Raw genomic sequence first — 14718 nt, 5'->3', positions numbered from 1 at the left:
ACCTCTATTATGCTACAGTTACTTTTGCAAAACGTCTCTTGCCAACCTGCCATACGTGAGTGCCAGCCTCAACAGGTGCATTCTTGTCAGTAATAACCTTACCGTCACACTTAACAGCACTCTGCTTTAACATACGCATAGCCTCAGAAGTTGACTCACAAAGACCAGCATCCTTTAAAAGATTTGGAATGGTTTTTGATGATACGCTAACCTCTGCTATATCATCAGGGATTACGCCCTTTGCAAACTGAGACTTGAAGCCTTCTACAGCCTCATTTGCTTTTTGTTCACCATGGTAACGCTCAACAATTTCACGTCCAAGTTCAATTTTTGCATCACGAGGGTTCATCTGACCTGACAAGCATTTTTCCTTTAATGCCTTAATTTCATCTACATTCTTGAAAGAAAGCAGATCATAGTATGACCACATCAGATCGTCAGAAATTGACATGATCTTACCAAACATCTCTTTTGGCTCTTCGGTTACACCAATATAGTTGTGTTTTGATTTTGACATTTTAACAACGCCATCAAGACCAACTAGAAGAGGCATCATAAGAACACACTGTGGTTCCATGTTTGCATCTTTTTGAAGTTCTCTACCCATTAGAAGATTAAACTTCTGATCGGTACCACCAAGCTCAACATCTGACTTGATAGCAACTGAATCATAGCCCTGGAATAATGGATATAAGAACTCATGAATAGCGATAGGCTGCTTTGATGAGAAGCGCTTTGAGAAATCATCACGCTCAAGCATACGTGCCACAGTAAGCTTTGATGCTAGTTTAATTGTACCTGCAGCACCTAGCTTTTCGCACCACTCAGAATTGTATCTGATTTCAGTCTTTTCCTTATCAAGGATCTTAAAAGCCTGCTCAGCATAGGTCTTAGCATTCTCAATGATCTGCTCACGTGGCAGTTCAGGTCTTGTTGCATTCTTACCTGAAGGATCACCGATTGCAGCAGTGAAATCACCAATAATAAGCACAACCTTGTGACCTAGTTTCTGGAATGTGCGAAGCTTATTTAAGATAACAGTATGGCCTAAATGAATATCAGGTGCGGTAGGATCCATACCTAATTTGATTGTAAGTGTTCTACCAGACTCAAGCTTCTTTTTAAGCTCTTCTAATGGAATAATTTCCTCTGCGCCACGAGCAATCTCACGTAATGCGCTCTCAATATCAGACATTACTGTCACCTATGTAATAAAATGAATTAAAATTAAAAACTGATAACTTAATATTTTAATATATTTTGAAAAAAATCTAAACTGCAAAAAGAATCAAAGAGATTTAACAATGAATGAGCTTTATATTGGACTTATGTCCGGCACAAGTATCGACGGTATTGATGCAGTACTTGCAAAATTTGATGAAAACGGAAAAAGTACAATAATAGACAGTACCAGTGTTGATTATGATGAATCAACAAGAGAGCTTTTACACTCACTTTGTTCACCATCTGACAATGAGATTGAAAAGGCAGGTGAGGCAAGAGTAAAGCTTGCTGATTATGAGAGCCAGGCTGTATTAAAGCTTCTTGAAAAAACTGGCTTTAAAGCATCTGACATTGTTGCTGTAGGCTCTCATGGTCAGACTGTAAGGCACTGTCCTGACAGAATGTTTTCAATTCAGTTAGATGACGGTGCAAGAATAGCTGCTAATACCGGCATTGATACAGTCTGTAACTTTAGAGCAGCCGACATTGCAAACGGTGGAAACGGAGCTCCACTGACTCAGGCTTTTCATAGTGTACTTTTTGGCTCTGACAAAAAGACATTTGTATTAAATCTAGGTGGCATTGCAAATGTAAGTGTAATTGACAATGATGAAAACCACACTGTCCTGTGCGCATATGATATTGGACCTGCAAATACACTTATTGATACAGTTTTAAGAATTATTTTCAAAAAGAAATTTGATAAGGATGGAGAAATTGCAAAAAACGCAAAGGTAATGCCATCACTTCTTCAGGAGTATCTGTCTAATCCTTATCTTTCAAAACCAGCTCCAAAATCTACGGGTCGAGAAACATTCAATGCCGATATGATAAAAGAAGAGCTTTTCATTGCCATGAGCAATGAGCAGTACGCAAGAGATCTTGTTGCCACACTTACTGAATTTACCGTAATTGCATGCGTAAATGAGATAAGAAAGATAATCTATAAATATTCTATGGATGAGTCACGACTTATTGTCTGTGGCGGAGGCGCTTTTAACAGATTTATGATGGATAGAATGAGAGAACTTCTGTCTAAGAATAATGTTGAATTCTATACAGCAGATGCACTTGGCATTGACTCTAAACTTATTGAAGCACATGCCTTTGCTTATTTTGCATATATGTTTACTCACAGACGTCCGTTAAATCTCAAGGATTCCACAGCCTGCGCTAAGAATTCTGTGTTAGGATGCCTGTTCCCTGCAACAAGATAGGATCCAAGATTAAAAATGACTTTGTTTAAACTCTACCCACTGATTCAGGCTCTTATTATTGTAATTTTCTTTATAAGACCGATTAGATGTTCACTTAAAACAAAGCTAATAATATCTGCCATACTTCTTGTAGGAACATTCAAGCTATATGTGTTTATTTTTACAGGCGGAAATGCAATGGATCCGAAACTGTCAAGAATATCCACAATGTTCCTGTCATGCCTGTATTTTTCAAGTCTTATGGTGCTGATGCTGACTATCTTTAGAATGAGCATCAATGGTCTTTACAAGGCACTAAGACGAAACATCTCAAAATTCATTATAAATCCGCATTCTCTAAGATATGCTCTTTTGTCTGTAATAGTGTCATTGCTTCTTGGCACCGTAAGTGTATACAACGGCTTTAAGCCGGCTGCTCTTTGCAGTTATACAGTAAATATCGACACTCTGTCCCCTCTTGCTGATGGTATGAGAATAATTCATTTATCCGATCTGCACATAAGCGCACCTACAACAGAAGAAGAGATTGAGGATATTGTAAAAGAGGTCAACAAAAGAAATGTTGAGATAATTGTTATCACAGGCGATCTTGTAGACGGTGATGTAGATTCTCTTAAAAAGAAAACCGATATTTTATTCAAGTTAAAAGCAAAATACGGTGTATATGCTGTATCTGGAAATCATGAGTTTTACTCAGGATATGACAGCTGGATTAAATACTTTAACAAAGGTGGTATAAGATTCTTAGAGAATGAGTCTGTTACCATTTCTGACAATGACTACCCTCTTTTAAATATCTGTGGAATCACTGATGCTACAGCCTACAAATATTCAGATAAAAAAGCAGACATTCCAACAGCAATCAAGAATGTTGATTCTGATGCTCCTGTTATTTTTTTGACACATCAGCCAAAGGTTGCAGATGAACTATCAGCAATATCAGATCTAACCTTAGCAGGACATACACACGGTGGCCTTTTTCCTGTACTTAAATCTTTAGTAGCAGCTGCAAATCACGGATATGTAAGTGGTTTTTATACTATCGGAAAGGAAAAGATGATTGTAAGCAATGGCACAAGAATATGGGCAGGCATTCCGCTTCGTCTTAAAACACCAGCTCAGATCATTGAAATCACATTAAAGAGAACAAATTCATTCTAGATAGTCTTATTCAAGAACCAGTTAAGTCTTTACTATCTACAAAAAATCCCGCTACTACTATTGCGGGATTTTCTACTTTGATTTTTTGTTAAGTTTTTACATACTTTTATTAAAGCATAGTTGCTCTTAACTGCTCGCCAGATAAGGTTGAAAGATATGCAGGAGCGATATCAAATACTGTCTTACAGCCTGATGCACCCTCATTGAATAAACGAGCAACTGCTCTTGCATAAGCAACGATAACACTTGCAGTGAATTCAGGATTTGAATCTAACTTTAAGCTATACTCGATAACGTGCTTGTTCTTTCCGTTGCCGGTTGAACCTGAACGAATAACGAAACCGCCGTGAGGTAAGCCCTTGTGATTCTTGTCTAACTCTTCTTGTGAAATGAAGTTTACGGTTGTGTCATAATCAGAGAAGTAGTTTGGCATATTCTTGATTTCCTGCTCAACCTTAGCTGCATCAGCACCATCCTTTAAAACTACATAGCATAGTCTTGTGTGCTTTTCACGAGTTGTAAGCTCAGGATTTGAACCTGAACGAACTGCATCTAAAGCGCTCTGTACAGGGCAGGTATACTGTCTTGCATCAGCAACACCTTCAATACGGCGAATTGCATCTGAGTGGCCCTGACTTACGCCCTTACCCCAGAATGTATAATCCTTACCGTTTGGTAAAACTGCATTTGCATATAAACGGTTTAATGAGAACATGCCAGGATCCCAGCCTGCTGAAATTAAGGCAACATGCTTTGAAGATTTTGCACTTGCATCAACATTTGCAAAGTGTGTTGGGATCTTTGCATGGGTATCAAAGCTGTCCACTACGTTGAATAACTTAGCTAAAGCAGGAGTCTGCTCTGGTAAATCTGTAGCACTGCCACCGCATAGGATCATAACGTCAATCTTATCCTTGAAAGACTCTACATCCTTAACATTAGCAACAGTTACACCTGAAGTTGCAATCTTAACAGATGCTGGATCACGTCTTGTGAAAACAGCTACTAATTCCATATCCTCAGCTGCATTAACAGCAAGCTCAATACCACGGCCTAAATTACCGTAGCCATAAATACCTACTCTTGTAGTCATATGAATTTTCCTTTACCTGTATGGTTATGCCTATAACAAGGCTTGTTTTTTAATTGGTTCAAAATGTAGCAAAAAAATTTAAAACTTTCCAATAAAAAACACGGTTTGCACTAATTATGATCAGTGTTTTTTATCAGGATTTTATAATTTTCAATTTATATGAATAAAAGACGTAAAATGAAGATAAAGTAACAAATGTAGAATATTTAATAATTATTTTTTTATATAGATTCAATATGTTATGCCATTTATGTAAATTTTCTAATTTATAAATGTTAAAAATATAGTAAAATAATTTTCACTTTTTTAATACAAGGCATAAAACAGTGAGCATTTTAAAGAAACTCAGTTCTCCTCAGATTAAAACATCAAAAGCTGACAACAAACTGATACATTATTTTTTATCAAACGGCATGAAGGCATGCTCATCATCAATTTCTGAAATATCAGAGCATTGCGATATTTCTCATGCAACAGTAACCCGCTTTGCAAGAAAATTCGGCTATGAGACCCTAAAGGATTTCAAGATTGCAATAGCTCAGGATTTAGGTGCACAGGATTCTGACAAATCAACAAAAAAATCTGCAATCAACTTAAAAGAAAGTCTTGAAACAACAGCACAGAAACTCTTGCAGTTAAATCAGACCCTACTCTCTCAGACTGCAGTTGAAATCGGTTTTGATTCTGTTGCAAAACTCGTAAAAGAAATTGTTCAGGCAAGAAGAGTTTTCTTCTTTGGTATCGGTTCATCGGGATTTTTAGCTCAGGATGCTGCAAGAAAAATTGCACGTATAGGTATTGATGCTAGATGTTACTCAGATTCCCATGAGATTATGACTCATTCAGCTATTGCAACACCTGACGATCTGGTTATCTATATTTCAAATTCCGGCAGAACAAATGAGCTTGTAAAATCAGCTGCAATCTGCTCAAAAAGAAAAGCTATGATCTGTGCTATTACAGCTGAGACTACATCCCCACTTTATACCTTTACTGATATTACAGTGCTACATGCTGTACATGATTACGATCTTGCTCATGGATATGCTGATTCAAGACTGAGCGTATTCTTTATTATCGATTTGATTTATATCGAGCTTATCAAGGCAATCGGTGAAAAGGCAATCAAGGTAAAACAGGAAACTCAGCACGCAATAGATTCTTTACTGCCAGATAATAAATAACAACTATCTGATATATAAAGAAAATTAGTATAAAGTTGGCACAAAACGCCAGTTTAAGACCTCGCAGAAAAAATAAAGGCTGTAAAATTGAAAAAACTGCGAGGTCTTTATGTTTTGTGTTGTAAAAAAATCAATTTCCCATCTGAAATATCTTCTTTTGCTTGCTGCATTTTCAACAGCGGTTTTTGCATTTTGTTTTGGCTATTTCTCTTTGTATCTGAATATCTCAGATTCAATTCCCAAAGGACTTTATGTTCTTGAAAAAAGACTACCAAAAAAGAATGAACTAGCACTGTTCTGCCTGAATGACGAATTCTCTGTTATTGCAAAGGAAAGAAAATATCTATCAAACGGCGTTTGCAATGGACTTGCACCGATTGGTAAAAAAGCAGTGGCAAAAGCTGGAGACCTTGTGAAAATAAACCGATTTGGAACATATGTTGACAATGTGAGGATCAAAAGAAGCCAGCCACTAAAATTCGATCCAAATGGAGAGCTTATGCCTCAAAGATTTTTTGAAAAGTTACTTGATGATGGTGAATACCTTTTTGTTGCAGAAAAGATTTACTCCTTTGATAGCAGATATTTTGGTATTGTAGGTAAAGAAAATATCATAGGAACTATTAAACCTGTTTTTACATATGAAAAAGGCCACTTATTCAGTGACCTTTCAGACTAGCTATGGATTAATCTGATTAACCAAGGTTTGTAACCTCTTTCCACTCTGTTTCAGTGAAAAGCTTTGTTAAATCGATAAGAATGAGTAGATCATCCTTTCTGTTGCATACACCAGAAATAAACTGAGCATTTTCTTCTGTACCAACATTAGGAGTATCATCAATATCAGCTGTATTCAGATCTGCAACCTCAGCAACTGAATCTACAAGAATACCGATTACATGCTTCTCTGATTCGATGATCATGATTCTTGTATTGTCAGTAACCTCTGCAGGAGGAATACCGAAACGGGCACGTGTATCAATAACAGTAACAACGTTACCACGAAGATTGATAATACCCAATACGTATGATGGTGCACCAGGAACAGGAGCAATATCAGTGTAACGCAGAACTTCTCGAACCTGCATTACGTTTACGCCGTATAATTCGTTTCCTAACTTAAAGGTAACCCAACGTAACAGCTCACCCTTCTTTTCAGAAAGCTTGTTACCAATGATGCTTTCATTTTTGTTTTCGTCTGACATCTGCTATTCCTCATCATATGTATGGCACAACACGCCACACCTTTATTATCCTATTCTAATAAACTTTTTTTAATGTTGAAGTAATCATCATTAAAATTTTGATCACTCACTCATTTGAAGGTCTAAATCTTTGAGGTTTACACCTTTTTCAAACATCTTGATGAGCTCTTCAACATGTAAAAGGGCGCACATTTCCTTTTTAACAATACCTGCAAGCCATGGTCTGTTACCAGAATGCTGTCTCCAGGTGACACTATCATTTGAAAGGATCCTGTTACCTTCAAGCTCGTCACAGCCTATTGACCATAATGTATTGTCAAGAGCAATCTTGTATTCATAGTTTTCACTGTCAGGAGCATCGCTCTTTACCCACTTTAGAGTATCAACAACATTCATCTTCTTTCCGCGGATATCGGCAATACCCATAAACCATTTAGGTTTGCCAAACAAAGGAGTAATCTTTTCAGACTGGAAAATGCCACCAAGATTAACTAACGGCACAGCAAAACGAATTCCCTTTACAAGGAAGAACAGAGCCTGGAACTCTTTTGGAAGTTCAATATTGTGCCACTCTTCTTGTGACTTATTGTTATCTTCACTCTTTGTATCTTCTATGATTTGTGCTTCTTTTTGCTCTGATTTTACATCCTGCTCTACAGTCTGTACCGCTTCTTGAGTATCAGTTCTGACCTCTTCTTGAGTTGCGTTTTCTGTCTTTGTTTCAACCTTTTCAAGAAGCTTTTCTAATGGATGAGGCTCAGCAAACGCAAGCTTGGTTGAGTTTTCATTTTCTGCTGCAGTTGCAGTTTCTACATTCAGTGAAACATCATCTGATATATCAGTATCACGCAGCTTTTCATCATTCTTTTCATTTTGATCCTGTATTTGAGCATTCAAAGGATCTGAACTGATTCTTGCAAGAGCCTCAAAATGAGCAAGACTTGAGCAGACTGATGAATCATTTTCCAATGGATTGTCAAATGAGCTTTGTGTATCCAAAACTTCAATTGAGGATTCCTGTGAATCTGATGAAACAGTATCAGACACATTAACAGTATCTTTATCAGCATCTGGCTGTAAAGATGATCCTGCATCATCTAAACACGCATCTAATGATGATGTATCAATTCCAAAATCATCTTTATCTGAGCTTTTTACAGCTTTTTGTGATTGTGCATCATTGTTGTTATCACATAACTCGCTTTCCTCAGCGAGCATCTGCTTAAAATATTCTACAAGTGTGTCATCAATCTCGTGAAATGACATAGTTTTTAGATCCTTTAATCTTTTAGCATTGTGCCCATATCATCAGCAACCAGATCAATATCATCACTTTCCCTATGAGCTGATTCAGGCTCTAAAGAAACAATGGCGGCTGCATTTGGGGTAATTTTGTCTTTATTATTCTTAAGTTCAATACCTAACTGATCAATCATCAGTTTTCTGTAAGCCTGTGCACCTCTGCACTTTTCATCGAGCATTGTAATTGGCATACCTCTTTGAGATGACTCTCTAAAAAGAGTATCTACAGGGATCTGACTCTTCCAGAGATTATCCTTGTAGTGCGCTATCAGAAAATCAAGTGATGTTCTTGAGGCTTTTGTACGCTTGTCATACATAGTTGGGATGATAGTATAGTTAATATTGCACTGCTCGTCAGCCTTTTTCATGACTGCAAAAGTACGAACCATACCTTCAAGACCCTTTAATGACAGAAATTCAGTCTGTGTTGGAACAAGAATGGATGAACTTGCAACAAGTGCATTCACCATCAGGGCACCTAATACAGGAGGACAGTCTATAAGAGCAATATCATAGTCATCCTCAACTAATGAAAGTGCATGAGTTAAAATTCTACCAACACCTGCTCGACCTGAGAGTTTTCTGTCAATTGTGGCAAGAGTCATACTTGATACGATGATATCAAGATTTGGGAAATTTGTATGGGTTATACAGCTTTTAACGTTATCATAAGTTAGCTCTTCCATTGTATAAAGATCGAAAAGACTCTTATCAATACCGTTATAGTCAAAACCAAGATAGCTTGTTAAAGAAGCGTGAGGATCGGTGTCTATGATAAGAACCTTAAGATTCTCCTTTTGAAACCAGCCAGCTAATGAAGCAACAGTTGTGGTTTTACCAACACCGCCTTTCTGACTTGCAATTGCCCAGACTAACACAAAAACTCCTTTTAAAGCTTATCAACTAATTCTTCTTGCCAGAGAAATTCAGCTCAATTCGGTTATCCTCGCCACGAGAAATACCAATATTGCTTGAGCCTGCCTTACCACTGTAATTTCTATTATCAGACTGACCGTTCAGGATCTCTTCTGCATTTTCAAGAACAGGATTTCTTTCCATAGCATATCTTGAAATTGCAATAACAACCTTACGGTTTAATGATCTGCCTGCAGCAGTCTTGTTTGAGTACTTAGGTGAGAACTGACCAAAAGCCTCAATAGCCATTCTTTCAGGATTAATACCAGCCTTTTCAAGCTCTTCTAAAACAGACACTGCTCTGTTAGCTGACAGATCCCAGCTGTTTCTGAAAATTCCGTTTGGAATGAATGAATCATCTGTATAACCACGAATTCTGATGTAGTTATTGATGTTTGAAATTGTAACAGCAATCTTTCCAATTACAGGCCTTGAGGCTGCCAGCACTGAAGCTGAACCTTCTGCAAACAAAAGTCCTGAATTAATGTTGATGGACAACCAGTGGGAATCTTCTTCAATGTCAATGAACTTTTCCATACCAGACTGAGAGATAGCCTCTGAAATTGAGCGTCTTACCGCATCAAAATGGGTACCAACCTTACCTTCACCCTGAGTAGTAGCATCTATCTCTGTGGTACCGCCCTTTTCAAATTTATCTGAAGAGCCTCCAGCCTGGAAACCACCTTCACCAGATTTTGAACCGCCATTTGGATTATCTGAACGAGGGCTGTCATTCTTTGAAATCTCATTTTCAGAAATAACAAGCTCACCTGATGAAGTTGAAGAATCAGCACTGTTCTGACCTTCCTTATCGTCATCAGAGCCTGATGTGGTATCCTCATGCTGCTGTGTTGAAGATGTGGTGGTAACCTGGAAATTCATGATCACACCACCGTTTTCAATGATCTGCTTGCCTTCATCTCCGCTACCGCCACTTTGTGACTGTTTGATAGCTTCCTCTACTTCCTGAGTCATCTTTGATGACATTGCACCAGGAACTAAAAGTACGCCACCTGGGGATGAAATCTGGAGCTGTTCATTAAAAGACTGGGCAATTGCCTCTGCCATAGCCTTTGCATCAGACTGCTTTGCCATAGCGAAAGCATATAAAACCACGAACAGAGCGAACAAAAGAGTCATGAAGTCGGCATATGACACCATCCAACGTTCAAGGTTTTCGTGCTCTGGCGGTTTCTTTTTCATTTTGGCCCCTTAAAGGTTATGCGTTTTCGTTCTTCTCGCCTGTGTAAACAGCAAGTCTTCTCTTTAACATCATGGTATTTTCGCCAGCTGCGATTGATACAAGTCCTTCTAAAGTCATGTACTTGTATAAAGTCATCTGACCGATAATACCCTTAACGCGGTTTGATGCTGGAAGACAGATAATGTTAGCTACAACCAGACCGTAAATTGTTGCAACGAATGCAACCGCAATAGCAGGACCTAATTCATCTGGTCTGTCAAGCAGTGACATAGCATGAATAAGACCCAGCACAGCACCGATAATACCCATGGTAGGAGAATAACCACCCATAGCCTCAAGCATCTTTGCATAAGGCTCATATTTAGCTTCTTCAACTGCAATGGCATTTTCAAGAATTGACTTTAAAGCATCCTTGTCAACACCATCAACAATCATCTGAATACCATCACGAGTATAATCGTCACTTGCAGATCCTATGGAGTTTTCCAATGCCAGCAGACCTTGCTGACGAGCTGTAGTTGATAAACCAACTAATAATTCAACCTGTGAGTCAAATGGAATTCTTGGAGGAGATAAAAGCCAGAGAATACACTTTAGACCACCTATCATATCTGACAGAGGGAACTGTACCCAGCAGGCAAAGAATGATGCTCCAACCACAACTAAGAAAGCAGGAAGAACAAGCATCATAAGAGGGCTGGTACCCTCCAAGAGCATACCTGCCACAATACATCCGACCGCAAGGATAATTCCAAGGAAGTTCATGTAAACCTACCTTTTTTAATCTTTGTTATTCAATTGTGCTTTCAAATTCAAAGGCCCCGATTTGCTTATCGGGGCATTTATTAGAATTCTTTAACAATACAGTTGGCAATTTCCTCAATTGGGAGAACCAGATCAGCAACATTGGCATTTACAATAGCCTGAGGCATACCATATACAACGCAGGTTTCCTCATTCTGAGCCCAGATCACAGATCCTTTTCTCTTTAAAAGGGTACAGCCCTCACAGCCATCAGATCCCATTCCAGTCAGGATCATAGCTAAAACCTTGTCACCGTAGATCTGTGATAAAGATGCAAATGACACGTCCACACATGGATTGTAGGTAACTCTGCCTGTATCTGAAATAATTCTTATTCTAACCTTTACACCAACCTTCTCAAAAATCATCTGCTTGCCGCCAGGTGCAATATAGCAGGTACCAGCTTCAAGAATGTCACCATCTTTTGCCTCAACAACATGCAGCTGTGACATTGCATCAAGTCTCATGGCAAAGGTATTAGTAAATGCTGCAGGCATATGCTGAACAATAACCACAGGTACATTTAGTTTTGGAAGATTAGGAATAATCTGCTGAAGAGCAATAGGACCACCGGTTGATGAACCGATTGCAACAATAGAATGAAGCTTTCCTGAACGTCTGAATGCAGTTGTTTCAGATTTGTGATCACCAAAGGTAAACTTTCTTGCAGCAGCAGGTACAGCAGGATCAGTATTTAAAAGCTCACTAATCTTTTTATACTGCCCCATGGCAGCAGCTTCAGTTGTAGGTCTTACAGCTGATGCAGCAGAACTTGCAGCAGATGATGATGCTGTAGTGGCAGCTGTTGTTCTTAAAGGAGTTGTTGCAGGTCTTGACGCTGCAGTTGCTGTAGACACTGATGGTCTAAAACCGCGAACTCTTGAACGGGATACAGCTTTGATTGAACCTATTAAAGACTTTAAAGCCTCCTCTCTTCTGTGTGCGATATCATCAAAGTTCTTTGGCATGAAATCAATCGCACCAGCCTCTAAGGCCTTAAATGTAGCTGTTGCACCCTCGTGAGTTAAAGATGAGAACATCAAAATAGGTGTTGGACATTTACTCATAATCTCCTTGACCGCACTGATACCATCCATTACAGGCATTTCAACGTCCATGGTGATTACGTCAGGACGAAGTTTCTGTGTCAGATCAACACCTTCTTTTCCGTCCTTTGCTTCTCCTACAACCTGCATTGTAGGATCAGATTCAATAATCTCTCTTAGTCTTTTTCTAAAGAAAGTAGAATCATCTACAATCAAAACCTTGGTTGCCATAAATTATCCTTATATTTAATTTTTTATAACTTTATTCTAAAGGCTGCTCATTAGGTGAATTTCCAAATCTTTCAGCCTGCTCTTTTGCTATGCTCTGAGTTGCTGATTTAACTGCTTTGTCCATTACAGATCCAAGATCTGCAACTGCATCCTTAACATCAAGATTTACACGCTCAGCATTCTTGTGAGCATATGCTCTCATAAGACCTGGAATATCAAGAATAAGAGCAATACCACCATCTGATGTTACAGTAGCACCAGCCATACCAGGTGTATGACGGAGGACATCATCAAGAGGTTTAATAACAACTTCTTCCTGACCTAAAAGCTCATCCACAACAAAGCCAACCAACTGAGCTGCTGATACCTGTACAAGAACAATATGAGCTTTTTGCTTCATATACTCCTTGATAGATACATTCTCAAACCACTGTTTTAAGAAGAACAGAGGTATAGCCTTGTCACGAATAACAATAGTATTCAGACCATCAACATTTCTCATTGAATCAAGATCAAGATAGAAGATCTCTGATACTGATGTTAATGGCAGAGCAAATGTTCTGTGAGATACACTGATCATCAGTGTTGGCAGAATTGCAAGAGTCAGAGGAACCTTAATCTCAATAGTGGTACCCTGACCATACTCTGACAGAACATGTACAATACCGTTTAGTTTGGAAATATTGGTCTTAACAACGTCCATACCAACGCCACGACCTGATATATCTGTAACCTCACTGTTTGTTGAGAAACCAGGTGCGAAGATAAGATTCAAAGCCTCAGCATCTGACAGTCTGTCTGCAGCGGCCTCATCCATAAGCCCCTTTCTAACAGCAACCATACGAAGATTATTTGGATCCATACCCTGACCGTCATCAGAGATCTTAAGAAGAATATGATCACCCTGCTGTGAAGCTGACAGAAGAACAACACCGGTTTCGCTCTTTCCTTTTGCTTTACGCTCTTCAGGCGTTTCAATACCATGGTCACAGCAGTTACGAACCATATGAATCATAGGATCTGCTAAAGCATCTACAAGATTCTTATCTAATTCTGTATCCTCACCTTCCATTCTAAGTTCAATTTTCTTGCCAAGCTTTCTTGCAAGGTCACGAACAACACGAGGGAATCTACCGAATACCTTCTTAACAGGCTGCAATCTTGTCTTCATGATTGAATTTTGCAGATCGCCTGTAATAACATCAAGATTTGAAATAGCTTTTGACATGTCCTGATCAGAGCGTCTTGCAGCCATATTAACCAAACGGTTACGAACAAGAACAAGCTCACCTACAAGCTTCATGATGTCATCAAGGATCTTGGTATCAACACGAACAGTAGTATCAGCATCAGCAGCAGCTTTTGCTTCACCTGTCTTTGCAGGAGCTGAAGGTGCAGCCTTTGCTACAGGTGCAGGTTTATTATCTGCAGCCTTTGCAGCCTCTGTTGCCTTTGAATAATCTTCACCAGATGCAACCTTAAGTTCTTCAACCTTCTTTTCCTGAGCACTTTCAACAAGCTTGTCAAATTCAGCATCAGTATCATCTGAATCTGAAGCACCGCCTTCACTCTCATCAACGCCCGGAGCATGACCTTTACCGTGCAACTGATCCAGTAAAGCTTCAAACTCTTCTTCTGTAATATCATCGATTGAAGAATTATCTGCTGCTGGCTCTGGTTCTGGCTCTGGTTCAGGTTCAGGTTCTGGCTCTTTTGCAGGAGCAGCTTCAACAGCCTTACCTGCAGCTAATGCATGCAGTCTGTCAATCAGATCCTGCGGTGCATCATCCATTGGCTCAGAGTTTTTTACCTGATCAAATTTTGTAGTAATCTCATCATAGGCTTGAAGTACAGCATCCATAAGATCAGGGGACATGCCGATTCTACCGTTACGCAGTTCGTCGAAAAGACTTTCTGCAGCATGACAAACCTCAACTAATGGAGTTAAAGACAGGAAGCCTGCACCACCCTTAACTGTGTGGAAGCCACGGAAAATAGCGTTGAGCAGATCCTTATCATCAGGTGTCTTTTCAATCTGGACTAGCTGTTCATTGAGATTTTCAATAATCTCACCAGCTTCTACTATAAAGTCTTGTAGAATTTCCTCATCCATAAATCTATCTCCGTTATAT

At 39.0% G+C, this 14718-nt stretch carries 13 protein-coding genes and 1 pseudogene; 4 read left to right on the top strand and 10 right to left on the bottom strand.

The annotated features are described in order from the left end of the window. Nucleotides 1–7: 7 nt before the first annotated feature. Nucleotides 8–1195, bottom strand: a complete 1188-nt coding sequence (gene tyrS / locus J5V48_RS01915; RefSeq protein ID WP_219936467.1) for a tyrosine--tRNA ligase — start codon at nucleotides 1193–1195, stop codon at nucleotides 8–10. Between the two features lie 109 nt (nucleotides 1196–1304). On the opposite strand from tyrS, the gene J5V48_RS01910 reads away from it, so the two are divergent. Both J5V48_RS01910 and J5V48_RS01905 read left to right on the top strand, forming a co-directional pair. After that, nucleotides 1305–2441 carry an anhydro-N-acetylmuramic acid kinase gene (locus J5V48_RS01910; RefSeq protein ID WP_219936464.1) on the top strand — a complete coding sequence of 379 codons (1137 nt, stop codon included), beginning with the start codon at nucleotides 1305–1307 and terminating at the stop codon, nucleotides 2439–2441. A 15-nt stretch (nucleotides 2442–2456) separates the two neighbouring features. Next, nucleotides 2457–3602: a metallophosphoesterase gene (locus J5V48_RS01905; protein WP_219936459.1), complete on the top strand. Its 1146-nt coding sequence runs from the start codon at nucleotides 2457–2459 to the stop codon at nucleotides 3600–3602. Between the two features lie 109 nt (nucleotides 3603–3711). On the opposite strand, the gene J5V48_RS01900 is transcribed toward J5V48_RS01905, so the two are convergent. Further along, nucleotides 3712–4695: a diaminopimelate dehydrogenase gene (locus J5V48_RS01900; RefSeq protein WP_219936453.1), complete on the bottom strand. Its 984-nt coding sequence runs from the start codon at nucleotides 4693–4695 to the stop codon at nucleotides 3712–3714. A 326-nt stretch (nucleotides 4696–5021) separates the two neighbouring features. Here J5V48_RS01900 and J5V48_RS10005 point away from each other — a divergent pair, with 326 nt between their 5' ends. Both J5V48_RS10005 and J5V48_RS01890 read left to right on the top strand, forming a co-directional pair. Next, on the top strand, nucleotides 5022–5879 hold the full coding sequence (locus J5V48_RS10005; protein ID WP_219936452.1) for a MurR/RpiR family transcriptional regulator: 858 nt from the start codon (nucleotides 5022–5024) through the stop codon (nucleotides 5877–5879). A 109-nt stretch (nucleotides 5880–5988) separates the two neighbouring features. Further along, nucleotides 5989–6558 carry a S26 family signal peptidase gene (locus J5V48_RS01890; RefSeq protein ID WP_219936450.1) on the top strand — a complete coding sequence of 190 codons (570 nt, stop codon included), beginning with the start codon at nucleotides 5989–5991 and terminating at the stop codon, nucleotides 6556–6558. Nucleotides 6559–6574: 16 nt separating this feature from the next. On the opposite strand, the gene J5V48_RS01885 is transcribed toward J5V48_RS01890, so the two are convergent. The 8 genes and pseudogenes from J5V48_RS01885 to J5V48_RS01855 all read right to left on the bottom strand — a co-directional run bounded on the left by J5V48_RS01885 (nucleotide 6575) and on the right by J5V48_RS01855 (nucleotide 14699). Beyond that, nucleotides 6575–7084 carry a chemotaxis protein CheW gene (locus J5V48_RS01885; RefSeq protein ID WP_219936448.1) on the bottom strand — a complete coding sequence of 170 codons (510 nt, stop codon included), beginning with the start codon at nucleotides 7082–7084 and terminating at the stop codon, nucleotides 6575–6577. A gap of 102 nt (nucleotides 7085–7186) precedes the next feature. Next, nucleotides 7187–8350, bottom strand: coding sequence for a chemotaxis protein CheW (locus J5V48_RS01880; RefSeq protein ID WP_219936446.1), 1164 nt, complete (start codon nucleotides 8348–8350; stop codon nucleotides 7187–7189). 14 nt (nucleotides 8351–8364) lie between these two features. Next, nucleotides 8365–9264 carry a ParA family protein gene (locus J5V48_RS01875; protein WP_219936443.1) on the bottom strand — a complete coding sequence of 300 codons (900 nt, stop codon included), beginning with the start codon at nucleotides 9262–9264 and terminating at the stop codon, nucleotides 8365–8367. 25 nt (nucleotides 9265–9289) lie between these two features. After that, entirely contained in the window at nucleotides 9290–10183 is an 894-nt protein-coding gene (locus J5V48_RS01870) for an OmpA/MotB family protein (protein WP_418896164.1), read from the bottom strand. Between the two features lie 194 nt (nucleotides 10184–10377). Next, nucleotides 10378–10504 (bottom strand): annotated as a pseudogene (locus tag J5V48_RS10065) (flagellar motor protein MotB); the annotation flags it as partial. 16 nt (nucleotides 10505–10520) lie between these two features. Next, nucleotides 10521–11270: a flagellar motor protein gene (locus tag J5V48_RS01865; protein ID WP_219936435.1), complete on the bottom strand. Its 750-nt coding sequence runs from the start codon at nucleotides 11268–11270 to the stop codon at nucleotides 10521–10523. Nucleotides 11271–11350: 80 nt separating this feature from the next. Then, complete coding sequence (locus J5V48_RS01860; protein WP_219936432.1) at nucleotides 11351–12586, bottom strand: protein-glutamate methylesterase/protein-glutamine glutaminase; 1236 nt, start codon at nucleotides 12584–12586, stop codon at nucleotides 11351–11353. Between the two features lie 31 nt (nucleotides 12587–12617). Continuing rightward, complete coding sequence (locus tag J5V48_RS01855; RefSeq protein WP_219936430.1) at nucleotides 12618–14699, bottom strand: chemotaxis protein CheA; 2082 nt, start codon at nucleotides 14697–14699, stop codon at nucleotides 12618–12620. Between the last annotated feature and the right edge of the window lie 19 nt (nucleotides 14700–14718).

Source organism: Succinivibrio faecicola (assembly GCF_019448115.1).
GTDB classification, from domain to species: Bacteria; Pseudomonadota; Gammaproteobacteria; order Enterobacterales; family Succinivibrionaceae; genus Succinivibrio; species Succinivibrio faecicola.
The sequence above is the reverse complement of the archived record's forward strand: the minus strand, read 5'-3'. Positions and strand labels throughout refer to the sequence as shown.

Coding starts and splice junctions, on each gene's coding strand:
- tyrS (WP_219936467.1), bottom strand. CDS start 1,195: ATGTCTGATATTGAGAGCGCATTACGTGAGATTGCTCGTGGCGCAGAG.
- J5V48_RS01910 (WP_219936464.1), top strand. CDS start 1,305: ATGAATGAGCTTTATATTGGACTTATGTCCGGCACAAGTATCGACGGT.
- J5V48_RS01905 (WP_219936459.1), top strand. CDS start 2,457: ATGACTTTGTTTAAACTCTACCCACTGATTCAGGCTCTTATTATTGTA.
- J5V48_RS01900 (WP_219936453.1), bottom strand. CDS start 4,695: ATGACTACAAGAGTAGGTATTTATGGCTACGGTAATTTAGGCCGTGGT.
- J5V48_RS01890 (WP_219936450.1), top strand. CDS start 5,989: ATGTTTTGTGTTGTAAAAAAATCAATTTCCCATCTGAAATATCTTCTT.
- J5V48_RS01885 (WP_219936448.1), bottom strand. CDS start 7,084: ATGTCAGACGAAAACAAAAATGAAAGCATCATTGGTAACAAGCTTTCT.
- J5V48_RS01880 (WP_219936446.1), bottom strand. CDS start 8,350: ATGTCATTTCACGAGATTGATGACACACTTGTAGAATATTTTAAGCAG.
- J5V48_RS01870 (WP_418896164.1), bottom strand. CDS start 10,183: ATGAATTTCCAGGTTACCACCACATCTTCAACACAGCAGCATGAGGAT.
- J5V48_RS01865 (WP_219936435.1), bottom strand. CDS start 11,270: ATGAACTTCCTTGGAATTATCCTTGCGGTCGGATGTATTGTGGCAGGT.
- J5V48_RS01860 (WP_219936432.1), bottom strand. CDS start 12,586: ATGGCAACCAAGGTTTTGATTGTAGATGATTCTACTTTCTTTAGAAAA.
- J5V48_RS01855 (WP_219936430.1), bottom strand. CDS start 14,699: ATGGATGAGGAAATTCTACAAGACTTTATAGTAGAAGCTGGTGAGATT.